The following is a 12,925-nucleotide window of genomic DNA, read 5'->3' as shown; positions in this document are numbered from 1 at the left end:
TTTAGAGAACTAAAATAGTTAGCGAGATGTATAAAGATTTTTAGATGCATAGTATTAACTGAAGCGAAATTAAATAAAAAGACTCTTGATAAAAAATATGAGTCTTAAGTACAACATACTATGAATGACTTTTCTTTTTATAGAGAGATACAAAAATAAAAAAAGATAGCTGAAGACAAATTGTTTTCAGCTATCTTTTTTCGTTTAAAGTGGAGGTAAATCAATCTTACCTTCTTCAAATAATTCTTTTATCATATGCTTCGTATAACCAGCGGCTTGACCAAATGTGATTTTTGCTGGCATTGGTGCTTCGTTAGCATCTACAACTACATCAATAATACACGGTTTATTTTGTTTTACTGCACTTTCGAAAGCGGGAAGTAGTCCATCTAAATTCTCAACACGGTATCCAATACCTCCACACGCCTCTGCATATTTTGCAAAATCAGGGTTCGTTAAATCTGTTTCGAATTCGATATTACCCATAACTTCTTGCTCGAATTTAATCATCGCAATTTTATTATTGTTTAATACAACGACAACGATTGGTAGTTTATATTTTACAGCTGTTACGAAGTCATTCATCGTCATTCCAAATCCGCCATCACCACAAACTGCAAATACTTGTTTATCTGGGAATGCAATTTTTCCAGCAAGAGCACCAGGTAAACCGCAACCAAGTGTTGCGAGCCAGCTAGAAATGACAAATTGCTGGTTTGTCATACGGAAGTGCCTTGCGGTCCATACTGTTACATTTCCGACATCGACTGATAGAATTGCATCATCATGTGCTACTTGCTGCAGAGCATGCATAACGCGTTGTGGTTTAATTGGAATGGAAGAGTCTTCTTCTTGCTCGTGTAATTTTTCTTCCCACTTTTTCATCATTTCTTGATAATGTTCTAAGAAGGAATGGTCTGTGTGTTTTTCAACATTTTCAATTAACCATCGCAATGTTTTATCAGCATCACCAGCTAAACCAATATCTGTCGCGTAACGTTTCCCGATTTGGGCAGGATCTGTATCGATATGAATTGTTTTTGCTTTTTCAGGTAAGAAGCCGGTGAACGGATAAGAAGTACCGACCATAATTAAAGTATCTGCATGCTTCATTGCTTCATAAGAAGGTTTCGTTCCAATTAATCCTAATCCACCAATACAAAGAGGGTGTTCATCAGGAATAATTCCTTTAGCAGGTAATGTAAGTACGATTGGAGCACCAATATGTTCTGCCAATGCAAGTAAAGATTCTCTCGCATGTTTTGTTCCTTTTCCAGCTAAAATCACAGGCTTTTTCGCTTCATTTATTGCGAGTTTCGCTCCATCTAAATCTTCTTTTTGTGGAAACAACTCAGGCAAAGTAAAAGAAGTATTTGTAATACGAGCACCATTTTTCACTTCGAATTTCGGGACATCATCTGGAATTGTAAGAACGGATACACCTTTTTTCGTATAAGCCATTCGAATTGCTTGATTCACTACGGCAGGTAGTTGCTCTGCTGACATAATACGCTGGTTATAAACCGCAACATCATCAAACATTCTTTCTAAATTTACTTCTTGGAAAAAGTCCGTTCCAAGTAAATCGGTTTCTACTTGACCTGAAATTGCTAGAACAGGGGCTTTATCGAGTTTCGCATCATATAAACCATTTAATAAATGAATAGCACCAGGTCCTGCAATTGCCATACAAACGCCAAGTTTTCCTGTTAATTTTGCATAGGCAGCCGCTGCTAATGCACCAGCTTCTTCATGGCGAACTTGAATGAATTTAATTTTATCTTGTTTTTTTCTTAAAGCTTCAATGATAGAATTGATGGAATCTCCAGGCATACCGTATATGTGTTCTACTCCCCAGTCAATTAATAAATCAACTAATGCTTCACCGGCCGTTTTCCCAAACATAATTGTTCCTCCTTAAAAGTAGGTAGATAACATTATGTTTTGGAGAAAGAGGAAAAATATACAAATGATAAAATATATTAGTTTTAATGATGACCAGTAAATAGTGTAAATACTGTTATTAATAAAAATCCACTAGTTGCCCACATTAGAAATGTAAGGAAAGAGAGCTGTTTCTTAGCTTTCCAAAGCATTTCATGAATTGTGACATATCCAAGTGAACCAATAGCACTTCCCATAATGAGGCCTTGCAGGTGAAGAGCTTTTCCTTCCATCAAAATGCCAAAAACTGTGCCAGTACCGAGAATAAGAGAAAGTAATAAAGTCGTTAATAAAAAGGAAATATATTTATGTTTTGTAAAAAGAAATGGAATAATTAAAGCTAATCCTTCTGGAATATGGTGAACGACGATTGCTATTAAAAAGGGAATGGCAGAGTCATTATGATTTATAAAAGCTGTACCTAACGCAAATCCACTCGGTATATTATGAATAAATATAGCGAAAGAGAGAAAAAGAAAGGTTTGCCATGCTTGTTGATCTTTTTTATGTATCATTGGATGGTGACAATAGTTATCTAATAAGCCCATAACTAAAATACCGATAGCTATACCAAGTATAGGTCCAATCATTTCATAGCTTGAAAATGTTTCAGGAATAATTTCAAGTGACAATAACCCAAACAAAATACCGCCACATAATGCGTATAAACGATGCATCTTTTCTTCAATGAGTTGGCGTGTTGCTACTCCAACAGCACCTCCTAAAAGTAATCCACCGAACGAAAAAAATGTTACAATCATTGGAATCCATAAACGTTCCATAGTATCACACTCCGATTCTATTCCCTTATTTTTAGCTTACGAAAAGGAAAGTTAGATTAGTCCAAGTAATTGTGTTTGATTATAGAGAAAAAAGTAGTGATTCGTTATAATTTATATATTAAATTTAAGTGAGAAAATGAAAAGGGGAATTGGTTATGCAACAAATTAAAAAAATAGGAAACTCATTTTGGTATATGACACCTGTTTCTGAAACAGATAGACCTATCTTAGGAATGGTCGTTGGACAAGAAAAAACGTTAATGATTGATGCAGGGAATTCAGAAGAACATGCACAATTATTTTTAGAAATGTTAAAAGAAAAAAATGTATCGAATCCTGATTTTGTAGCACTAACGCATTGGCATTGGGATCATATTTTTGGATTGCCTGTATTACAAAATGCTTTAACTATTGCGCATATTGAAACGAAAAAAGAAATGCAGTCACTAGTATCTTATGAATGGACAGATGAAGCGTTGGATGCACGCGTAAAAGAGGGTACTGAAATTGCATTTTGTGCGGATTGCATAAAAAAAGAGTTTGAAGAAAAAGCGAGAAATATTAACATTATTCCTCCGACCTTAACGTTCCAGAATCAAATTGAATTAGATCTTGGTGAAGTGACATGCGTGTTAAAACATGTGGGCGGAGATCATGCACATGATTCAGTTGTTATTTACGTGAAAGAAGAAAAGATATTATTTTTAGGAGACTGTATATATGCAGATATTTTTTCTTCGAAGTGGAACTATACGACGAAAAGAACGTTTAAATTGATAGATGAATTAGAGAAATTTGATGCTGAGACATATATTCTCTCTCATGGGGAAGCGATAAATCGAGAGGAGTTTTTACAAGAGATTCGTATGTTAAAAACAGTAGGAACTTATACAGAAGCTCATAAAGGTGATGAAGAGAAGATAAAGGCAGCGTATAAACAAGAACTAGATAGAGAATTAAATGAAGATGAGTTAGAAACAATAACTTATTTTGTCAATGGTTATGAAATGAATAATCAATAAGACACTACATTAATCCAATATAATTAAATTGCACAAAAAGAGTATTGAAATTTAATTCAATACTCTTTTCAATAGTTAAATATGTAGTTTCAACCAAATTCTAAATATGGGGGTTCATCGTCTGAAGTGATTTCAATCTATTTATTTTTCGTATAGATAGTGATTCAAGTAGAAGCTTTCTTTGCTAATTCAGTAATATACTCGAAGAAAGTATCATGTTTTACATCGTAAACGACATTTACAGGTCGTCCATTAGCAGTTTCCTCTGTACGTCCTTGGCTTGGTCCGTATGTATGAACGATACTATTAATCGTTTCAGTTTTTGCAAGGCTAGTGTTTCCGACAAGCGCGGTAGTTAGTACATCCCATAAATAGTAGGTAGAGTTCGTTGAGAAGTGAACGAGGGGGGGAACCATTGCATAGCATTGACCAAGGAAATCCATACCAATATACTTTCGTTCTTTTGCCCACTGTTCACGTATGTCTATAGTTAACGGAACTTGGTTTGTACTTTCTAGTGTCACTAAGTCGATTTTAATTTTTGCATCCCATACACGAGCTACTGCTTCAGGGTCCCAAAACGAATTCCACTCAGCTGTTCCATCATGCTCTGGTTCATGTACATTGCCTGCTGTAAGAAATGTACCACCCATCCAAACGAGACATTCAATTTTATCTTCAATTATGGGAGCTTCATATAACGCACGAGCAAGGTCAGTTAGGGGCCCGGTAAATAATAAAGTTGTTTTTCCTTCCGTTTGTAGAAGTGTTTCTATTAAATGGTGATGTGCAGGCTTTGCTGCCATGGGTGTTACAACTTTTCCAGACTCATTTAAAATTGGTAAAGCATCTACATAAAATGCATGCATCCGCCAGTCTTTCGGAAACGGGTTTTGCCCGCGAGAGTTTGAAGCGGCTACTGCAATATTATCTTTGCTGAAGCGATTAATAATTTTACGACTTGCAGACATTGCGGGTTCTAAATAGCAGTCTGCTGGGATAACAGATACACCGGTAAGTTCAACGTTTTCCATTTGAAGTAATAAAAATAATGAAATTAAATCATCTACGCCGCCATCATGATTGAAGTATACTTTTTTCTTCATTGTAATCTCCATCCTATATGATTTAGTTAGAAATTAAATATGAATTGAGGAAAAGTCATCAATAATTTCCACCACTTCAATTTCTCCATTAATCAGTAGCTCAGGAAGCTCATTTCTAATATTTCCTTTCCAATACTTTCTAGCTTGTTCGATTTTTTGAGAAAAAGGAATACCATCTTCTTTCGGTAAAAGATTCCCGTCACCTTCAAAAGAACTTCCGATTACTCGTAGTTTAACAATCTGTAAAACTTCTCGATTGTAAGAATCAAATAATGCTTTCCATTTTAAAGCATCTTCATAGCTTTTTGAAGCGTATAAACAAGATAACCTGGAAGGGTATTCAGGGAATTCTTGTAGTCTAACCATTTCTACAATTGTTTCTCTAACTGCTCTAATTGTTTGATCCATATAACTCATAACTACTTTAGCATTTTCATTATTTATATGTAATTCGTCATTTTTATAGTGATTATTTAAAATTTGTATGCCATCTTCACCATTAGCATTTAATTGTTCTCTTTCAAAAAAGAAGTGATATAGAGTATTTTGTTGATTTTTGTTAAAAGGAATCATTTGTCCAATATGCATTTTTTTCCTTGTTACGATGTGATATGCGTAAAATTCTGCTTCATTCATGGTTATCCTCCTAGTAATAATGTAATGCAATGTTAAATTTAGTAATTCAACATTGAAATATATAAAACCTTTATAAGTAAAAGTGAGAATTTGAGTTGAAAGTAAAGAAAACACATGAAAACGTTTTAAATTTGTTCACAAAATGTTCACTTACGAAGGGGGTTCCAATGTCGATATAATGACAAAGACTCAAAGAGAGAGGATGATGAAATTTGCCAACAACAAGAAAAGAAAACCTCCAATTTGGCATGATGATGTGCCTTGGAATGGTTATCGTAATGACGTTTTACAATTTACTAATGAATGAAATAGGAGGACCAATTTATATTAAAGAGATTGCATTAGAACTATTAATTGGCTTTATTATTGCGCTATTAATTGAAATAAGTATAGTTGGACCTTGTGCGAAAAAAATTGTATTCATGTTGCCATTTGATAAATCTAAGAAAATAAATATTATCGTTGCAATGGCGACAACTATGGTAATCGGAATGGTGTTCTTTATGTCATTTTTCGGTATGGCTATGATGCATTTACATGGTGGACTACAAGGAGATTCATTTGTTTCAATTTATTTTTCGATTTTTATTAAAAATTTCATAATGGCATATCCATTACAATTAATTATTATGGGACCGCTTGTACGTTTCTTATTTGCAAAGTTTGTTATGAAAAAGAAATCTTTTAATGTAGCGTAATTTTATTTATAAAACATTATATACAAATAATTAAAAAACGCATCTCGCATTTTTGAGGTGTGTTTTTTTCATTCCAAGTTATTTTCATAGTGATGTGACATTTGTCCTTTTGCCATTATAGGATGATGGTTTTTAATTAAGTCAGAAATAAAGGATGAGGAGATGATTTTTTGAAAGGTATTCTATTTGCTGTTTTTGCGGGGATATTTATAACACTTCAAGGAACCTTTAATGCGAAACTTAGTTCACATATCGGTATATGGTCGACGAGTATTATAACCCATTTAATTGGATTCATTATTGCAACAACTGTATTTTTGTTAAAGAAAGAAGAGAAAGTAACGGATTTAAAGAGTGTAAAAAAAATATATTTAGTAGCGGGTGCATTTGGTGGATTCATTATTTGTGCAGAAACTATGGCGATATATTCACTAGGAGTTACATTGACAGCTGGCACACTAATGGTTGCTCAATTGTTAACGGCAACAGTTATTGAAATGAAAGGACTGTTTCATATAAAAAAGATACAGATGGAGAGATATCATATTGTGGGAACAATAGTAATGATTATAGGTATTGTTGTATTTAATATGTAAATGAAAGGAGGAAATGAATATGGAGAATAGATCAGGTTTAATTACGCATTATTTGAAAATCAATAAAACGCTCGAGGTTTTTTCAGAAATAGATACAGCATATTTTCAATTAAATCATTTTGAAAAAGGCGAGCTTATTTGCAATATAGATGACGAAATGGATCGTTTATATTTTGTTGTTAAAGGTAAAGTAAAAGTTTATACGATTACACCTGAAGGGAAGAAACTAATCCTTCGCTTTATCAATCCACTCGCAATTGTTGGTGATATTGAATTAATTCAAAATAGCAAAGCACATAATGTCGTTGAAGCTTGTTCAGATGTTGTAGCGATTTCCATTTCTAATACGGTTATTAGAAACAAGTTATTACATGATCCTATATTTATGAAATTCTTACTTGAAAACATTGCGAACACGTTAAAAATATCGACTCGTTTTACTGCTCTTAATTTACTTTATCCTGTAGAAGTACGTGTAGCTAGTTATTTACTTTCAATTTCAACAGATAGTAACGGAAATATGTACAAAGGGGATTTGGATACGACTTCGGTAACGAGTATTGCAGACTTTATAGGGGGAAGTTATAGGCACGTAATTCGGGTATTACAAAGATTTTATAATGAAAAATTAATTGAAAAAAGTAATGGAGTTATTGTCATTAAAGATTTTTCTAGAATGAAGGAAGTCGCTAAAGATAATATATATGAGCAATGAAAGGGAGAGGAAGATTTTGATTGGATTTAGTTTAGCTATATTAGCAGGAATATTAATTAGCTTACAATCTGTTTTTAATGCAAAAGTAAATGAAAATGTAGGACAGTGGTTAACGACTACATGTGTCCTTGGAATAGGTCTCATTAGTTCTATTCTATTTTATATCATTACAGAAAACAGTATTAGCATTAAAGTGTATACTGCAAATTATTTGTTTTATGTAAGTGGACTGTTTGGCATCGGGTTAATTATTTGTATAATGGGTGCAATAAAGAGTTTAGGTCCAGCATATACGGTGCTAATTAGTCTTATTACTCAATTGGTCGTTGCGTTATGTATTGATACATTTGGATTATTTGGAATGGAGAGCATTCCATTACAAATAAATAAATTAGTTGGTATAGGTTTATTAATTGTGGGAGTAGGAATTTTTAAAAATATCTTTTCGAACAAGAAAGCTATTAGAATAACCGAGGATGAGATTAAAAGGTTATAAGGATGTTGATAATCAGATTATAGATGTTTATGTAGTGAGAATACATTTCATATATGTCTCTGTTAGTGAAGGGTCTATATATATTCGAAAAAAACGTGAATTAGCTATTAGTGTAGTTGAAAAGAAGACGTCAATAAGTTGAGGTCTTCTTTATGTATTGTTCTGAAGTTATCAGAACTTAAGTATAAGGGAATGGGAAGTGGTTTAAGTTAAGCAGAATATACCCGAAAATAAAATATTACTTAACATATATAACTAATGAATACAATGTCTTTTTCAGTTATTAAGTTGTAAATCATTTTATGATAAAATCTTTTACATAATTTAATAAAGGGGTAGTATTTAATGGGTTATTTCTCAAATGGTTTATTAGTTTTGTTTGTGCTAATCGTATGCAGTTGTATATTTTTTGGTTGATAATATAATGAGAGTCTTATATAAAAGAAGTTATCTTAAGTGAGATAACTTCTTTTTATTTTATATTGAGAAGGAATTCTATCTTTCTTATTGAAGTTTGTTCTAGTTATTTTTACATCGATCAGATTTGTGTAAAGGAAATTTTATGAAATAAAAACAAGCCTGAGAATAGGGAGTATTGACATGGAAAATAGTATACGCTACACAAGTGAACATCCTACAGATTTTAATGGATTATTATTCTTATACGAATCTTTAGGATGGAATTCTCTTAAATTAACAGTTAATGAATTGGAACAAATGTGTAAACATAGTTGGTATGCAATATATGCATTTAAAGAGGAACAATTAATTGGGATGGGGCGTGTTATATCCGATGGAGTAATAACAGGCGTTATTTGTGGTGTATGTGTATTGCCAAAATATCAGTCCATTGGTATTGGGAAAGAAATAGTGGAACGATTAATCCAGCACTGTGAACAAAACAAGGTTATTCCACAACTTATGTGTGTAGAAAAATTGCAATCTTACTATGAATCTATAGGGTTTGAGGCATTCTCTATTGGTATGACAAAACATATTATAAGATAGAGGAGCTTTATCACGCTATTTGCCGGGTAGTAAAACCCCCACTGATTAAAGTTTCACTTTATATTTTCAGTTTACTCGTACATATTTTCAAACTTTAATATAAAGGAGAATGGCTGTATGGAGATCGCTAAAGGGATAGAAATGTTACAACTTGAATTTCAAGAATTTGTTATTCATCCAATTCTTTTATGGGATAATGAAATGGCAGTATTAATAGATACGGGTTTCCCAGGACAAATTGAAGATATACAAGTAGAGATGGAAAAGGTTGGGGTATCATTTGATAAGTTAAAAGTCGTGATTTTGACGCATCAGGATATTGATCATATAGGTAGTCTTCCGGAGTTGTTGCAGCGCTGTCGAAGTAATATTAAAGTTTATGCGCACGAACTAGATAAGCCATATATCGAGGGGGATTTACCTTTATTGAAGGACGGAAATATAGAGAACCGACCAAAAGGAAAAGTGAGTGATACTGTGATTGACGGGCAAGAACTTCCGTATTGCGGTGGAATACTAATTCTTCATACTCCAGGGCATACTCCGGGTCATATTAGTTTATATTTGAAACAAAGCAAAATTCTTGTCGCTGGAGACTCGATGTATAGTGTGAATGGAGTGTTAGGAGGAATTCATGCCCCAACAACTTTAAATATTATGGAAGCACGGCAGTCTTTGAAGAAGTATTTAAATTTACATATTGAATCTGTAGTTTGTTACCATGGGGGATTAAGTAAGCGGAATATAAAGATTCAACTTCAAAATTTGTAAAAGGTAAAGATAATAATTTTTTAATAATGGATGCTAAAGTGTAGTCTAATTGTTGGTATATAAATAAAACACTTAAATGATAAAAAAGCATGTTTGAAAAAATTCAAACATGCTCTTTTATTAAAGCAAATCAGTTTAATATGAATGACCTAATCCGTTCCAATAAAAAGAAACGATTTCTTGTGCTAATTCATCTATATTTGCAAGAATAGGATTGTGATTTTCATCTTTAAAATTCCCAATTGATAATAAAGATACGAAAGCATGAGCCGCAAATTTAGCGTTTCCTTTCGGAATTTCTCCGATGTGCATCGCATTATCGAGTGCTTTTTCTAGTACTTCATACATATTATCTTCAGCATTTTTCAATTGTTTCAATTGTTCTTCAGATAACGACAGTTTTGCATCTTTCATAAAATTTTTCATATCAATATCCATCGTTGCGTGTAAGTAAACTTTAGCGAAGTCTAATAATCTTTCTTCTAAAGTTTTGTTTGTAGAGAGTATTTGAGACATATTCTCACGTATACGTACCATCATTTCGATCATAGTAGCGGTAAATAAATCGGCTTTTGTTGAATAGTAATAGTAGACAGTTGCTTTCGTAACACCACAAACTTTTGCGACCTCATCCATAGAAACGACTTGATAATTTTGTGTAAGAAATAAGCGGGTTGCTACTTCTAAAATGGTTTCTTTTGTAGATTTTGTATTTTTATTTTGACGCGGCCTTCCGAGAGGACGTTGTTTTTGTTCCAAATACATTCGCTCCTGACATTTATAATTGAGATAATTATAACATAATTTTCAATCATTCTTGATTAATTAACCGACCAGTATATATAATTAATAATGGAGGAAAAAAGGAAGGTGGGTTTTTATGAAAAAGCACCCGTTACATATGTTAGGGAGGCTTGTAGCAGGGAGAAATACGCAGTGGATCACTTTATCGGTGTGGATTCTTATTACATTATTACTTTCATTTACGTTACCACAAGTAAACAGTACGAAAGAACCGAATCCGAAAAATTTACCTGAAACAGCTATGTCACAGCAAGCGGAAGCGCTTATGAAAAAAGAGTTTCCGAATAATGCAGGGAATCCGTTGTTAGTAGTATGGTATAGAGATGGTGGATTACAGTCACAGGATTATAAACTCATACAAGATGTTTATAAGGAGTTAAAAGCTAGTCCTTTAAAAGAACAATCAACGTTACCACCATTTGATACAATCCCAGAGCAAGTATTATCAAAAAGTGCATCAAAAGATGGTACATCATTTGTTACACCGGTATTTTTTAATAAATCTGCTGGTACAGATATATTAAAAGGAAATCTTGAAGAGTTTAGAAAAATAGTGAATAGTAAGGTGGATGAAGATCCATTTAAACAAAAAATAAGTGAATCTGGTTTACATGTTCGATTATCAGGACCTGTAGGTATTCAAACGGATGCAGTTAGTTTATTTAGTCAAGCAGATGTGAAATTGTTAGTGGCTACTGTACTACTAGTGTTAGTTTTGTTAATTTTACTGTATCGTTCACCAATTTTAGCGATTTTACCTATACTTGTTGTTGGCTTTGCATACGGTATTATTAGTCCTACACTCGGTTTTTTAGCTGATCACGGATGGATTAAAGTAGATGCCCAAGCGATATCAATTATGACAGTATTATTGTTTGGCGCTGGAACGGACTATTGTCTATTTTTAATTTCGAGATATAGAGAGTACTTGTTAGAAGAAGAAAGTAAATATAAAGCATTGCAACTTGCGATTAAAGCATCTGGCGGTGCAATAATAATGAGTGCGTTAACTGTTGTACTTGGATTAGGAACATTACTACTTGCTCATTATGGTGCCTTTCATCGATTTGCAGTACCATTTAGTGTTGCTGTATTTATAATGGGAATCGCGGCTTTAACGATTTTACCAGCACTATTATTAATTTTCGGTAGAATTGCATTTTTCCCGTTTATACCGAGAACAACTTCAATGAATGAGGAGTTTGCAAGAAAGAAAAAGAGAGCTGTAAAAGTTGAAAAATCAAAAGGCTCCTTTAGTAAAAAACTTGGAGATATTGTAGTACGAAGACCGTGGACAATAATTATGCTAACTGTATTTGTATTAGGCGGATTGGCTTCATTCGTACCACGTATTCAATACACATATGACTTATTAGAGTCGTTTCCAAAGGATATGCCTTCTCGTGAAGGGTTTACGTTAATTAGTGATCATTTCTCAGCTGGTGAACTAGCACCAGTAAAAGTTGTTGTTGATACGAAAGGCAAAGAGCTTCCTATTAAACAAGAACTAGAGAAATTTTCTTTCGTAAATACAGTGAAAGAGCCAAAAGAGGGAAAAGAAAATAAGCAAATACAAATGTATGAAGTTTCTTTAGCGGAAAATCCATACTCAATTGAAGCGTTAGATCAAATTCCTAAATTGAAAAGTAATGTAGAAAAAGTATTAAAAGATGCTGGGATTAGTAATGCTGAAGAGCAATTGTGGATTGGTGGAGAAACAGCTTCATTATATGATACAAAGCAAATTACGGAACGTGATGAATCAGTAATTATTCCAGTAATGATTAGCATTATCGCTTTACTATTACTTGTCTATTTACGATCGGTTGTTGCGACGATTTATTTAATTGTAACTGTTGTCCTATCATTCTTCTCAGCGTTAGGAGCAGGATGGATATTACTTCATTACGGTATGGGAGCGCCGGCCATTCAAGGTGCGATACCGTTGTACGCATTCGTATTTTTAGTTGCTTTAGGTGAAGATTATAATATCTTTATGGTTTCAGAAATATGGAAAAACAGAAAGACACAAAATCACTTGGATGCAGTAAAAAATGGTGTAATACAAACAGGTAGTGTTATTACATCGGCAGGTTTAATTTTAGCAGGAACTTTTGCTGTGTTAGGTACACTTCCAATTCAAGTATTAGTTCAATTTGGTATTGTAACTGCAATTGGCGTATTACTAGATACGTTTATCGTAAGACCGTTACTTGTACCCGCGATTACAGTAGTTTTAGGTCGATTTGCTTTTTGGCCAGGTAAACTTTCAAGAAAGAGTGAAGAAATACAAAAGGTGGATGCATAGTGAAAAAAGCCAAGGATATTTCCCTTGGCTTTTTTCAAT

13 protein-coding genes are annotated in these 12,925 nt (G+C 33.3%); 8 read left to right on the top strand and 5 right to left on the bottom strand.

What is annotated here, in order from left to right; genetic code table 11:
• Positions 1–204 precede the first annotated feature (204 nt).
• Positions 205–1,905 carry a pyruvate oxidase gene (locus ACO6VI_RS21475; protein WP_063547192.1) on the bottom strand — a complete coding sequence of 567 codons (1,701 nt, stop codon included), beginning with the start codon at positions 1,903–1,905 and terminating at the stop codon, positions 205–207.
• An 83-nt stretch (positions 1,906–1,988) separates the two neighbouring features.
• Positions 1,989–2,726, bottom strand: a complete 738-nt coding sequence (locus ACO6VI_RS21470) for a ZIP family metal transporter (RefSeq protein ID WP_161520157.1) — start codon at positions 2,724–2,726, stop codon at positions 1,989–1,991.
• Positions 2,727–2,881: 155 nt separating this feature from the next.
• Here ACO6VI_RS21470 and ACO6VI_RS21465 point away from each other — a divergent pair, with 155 nt between their 5' ends.
• Positions 2,882–3,748, top strand: coding sequence for an MBL fold metallo-hydrolase (locus tag ACO6VI_RS21465; protein ID WP_088020948.1), 867 nt, complete (start codon positions 2,882–2,884; stop codon positions 3,746–3,748).
• Between the two features lie 164 nt (positions 3,749–3,912).
• Here ACO6VI_RS21465 and ACO6VI_RS21460 read toward each other — a convergent pair whose 3' ends face one another.
• Positions 3,913–4,866 carry a nucleoside hydrolase gene (locus tag ACO6VI_RS21460; RefSeq protein ID WP_140157196.1) on the bottom strand — a complete coding sequence of 318 codons (954 nt, stop codon included), beginning with the start codon at positions 4,864–4,866 and terminating at the stop codon, positions 3,913–3,915.
• A gap of 21 nt (positions 4,867–4,887) precedes the next feature.
• Positions 4,888–5,490 carry a DUF2441 domain-containing protein gene (locus ACO6VI_RS21455; protein WP_088020950.1) on the bottom strand — a complete coding sequence of 201 codons (603 nt, stop codon included), beginning with the start codon at positions 5,488–5,490 and terminating at the stop codon, positions 4,888–4,890.
• A gap of 212 nt (positions 5,491–5,702) precedes the next feature.
• Between ACO6VI_RS21455 and ACO6VI_RS21450 the strand changes: the two genes are divergently transcribed.
• From ACO6VI_RS21450 to ACO6VI_RS21425, 6 genes are all read left to right on the top strand, one after another.
• Positions 5,703–6,188, top strand: coding sequence for a hypothetical protein (locus ACO6VI_RS21450; protein ID WP_001143402.1), 486 nt, complete (start codon positions 5,703–5,705; stop codon positions 6,186–6,188).
• Positions 6,189–6,358: 170 nt separating this feature from the next.
• Positions 6,359–6,784: a DMT family transporter gene (locus ACO6VI_RS21445; RefSeq protein ID WP_000676258.1), complete on the top strand. Its 426-nt coding sequence runs from the start codon at positions 6,359–6,361 to the stop codon at positions 6,782–6,784.
• Positions 6,785–6,803: 19 nt separating this feature from the next.
• Complete coding sequence (locus ACO6VI_RS21440; RefSeq protein ID WP_141435986.1) at positions 6,804–7,499, top strand: Crp/Fnr family transcriptional regulator; 696 nt, start codon at positions 6,804–6,806, stop codon at positions 7,497–7,499.
• 16 nt (positions 7,500–7,515) lie between these two features.
• Complete coding sequence (locus tag ACO6VI_RS21435) at positions 7,516–7,995, top strand: DMT family transporter (protein WP_098033920.1); 480 nt, start codon at positions 7,516–7,518, stop codon at positions 7,993–7,995.
• Between the two features lie 600 nt (positions 7,996–8,595).
• Positions 8,596–9,003 (top strand): GNAT family N-acetyltransferase, encoded by a 408-nt coding sequence (locus tag ACO6VI_RS21430; protein WP_071730175.1) that lies wholly within the window; start codon positions 8,596–8,598, stop codon positions 9,001–9,003.
• 117 nt (positions 9,004–9,120) lie between these two features.
• Entirely contained in the window at positions 9,121–9,774 is a 654-nt protein-coding gene (locus tag ACO6VI_RS21425) for an MBL fold metallo-hydrolase (RefSeq protein ID WP_088020952.1), read from the top strand.
• A gap of 135 nt (positions 9,775–9,909) precedes the next feature.
• Here ACO6VI_RS21425 and ACO6VI_RS21420 read toward each other — a convergent pair whose 3' ends face one another.
• Positions 9,910–10,533: a TetR/AcrR family transcriptional regulator gene (locus ACO6VI_RS21420; RefSeq protein WP_000436025.1), complete on the bottom strand. Its 624-nt coding sequence runs from the start codon at positions 10,531–10,533 to the stop codon at positions 9,910–9,912.
• A gap of 121 nt (positions 10,534–10,654) precedes the next feature.
• On the opposite strand from ACO6VI_RS21420, the gene ACO6VI_RS21415 reads away from it, so the two are divergent.
• Positions 10,655–12,886, top strand: a complete 2,232-nt coding sequence (locus tag ACO6VI_RS21415; RefSeq protein ID WP_000716587.1) for an MMPL family transporter — start codon at positions 10,655–10,657, stop codon at positions 12,884–12,886.
• Positions 12,887–12,925 lie beyond the last annotated feature (39 nt).

This window comes from Bacillus sp. PSXD-155 (assembly GCF_049310765.1).
GTDB lineage: Bacteria > Bacillota > Bacilli > Bacillales > Bacillaceae_G > Bacillus_A > Bacillus_A cereus.
Note: the sequence above shows the minus strand (reverse complement) of the source record. Positions and strands in the feature narration are given on the sequence as shown.

Coding starts and splice junctions, on each gene's coding strand:
- ACO6VI_RS21475 (WP_063547192.1), bottom strand. CDS start 1,905: ATGTTTGGGAAAACGGCCGGTGAAGCATTAGTTGATTTATTAATTGAC.
- ACO6VI_RS21470 (WP_161520157.1), bottom strand. CDS start 2,726: ATGGAACGTTTATGGATTCCAATGATTGTAACATTTTTTTCGTTCGGT.
- ACO6VI_RS21465 (WP_088020948.1), top strand. CDS start 2,882: ATGCAACAAATTAAAAAAATAGGAAACTCATTTTGGTATATGACACCT.
- ACO6VI_RS21460 (WP_140157196.1), bottom strand. CDS start 4,866: ATGGAGATTACAATGAAGAAAAAAGTATACTTCAATCATGATGGCGGC.
- ACO6VI_RS21455 (WP_088020950.1), bottom strand. CDS start 5,490: ATGAATGAAGCAGAATTTTACGCATATCACATCGTAACAAGGAAAAAA.
- ACO6VI_RS21440 (WP_141435986.1), top strand. CDS start 6,804: ATGGAGAATAGATCAGGTTTAATTACGCATTATTTGAAAATCAATAAA.
- ACO6VI_RS21430 (WP_071730175.1), top strand. CDS start 8,596: ATGGAAAATAGTATACGCTACACAAGTGAACATCCTACAGATTTTAAT.
- ACO6VI_RS21425 (WP_088020952.1), top strand. CDS start 9,121: ATGGAGATCGCTAAAGGGATAGAAATGTTACAACTTGAATTTCAAGAA.
- ACO6VI_RS21415 (WP_000716587.1), top strand. CDS start 10,655: ATGAAAAAGCACCCGTTACATATGTTAGGGAGGCTTGTAGCAGGGAGA.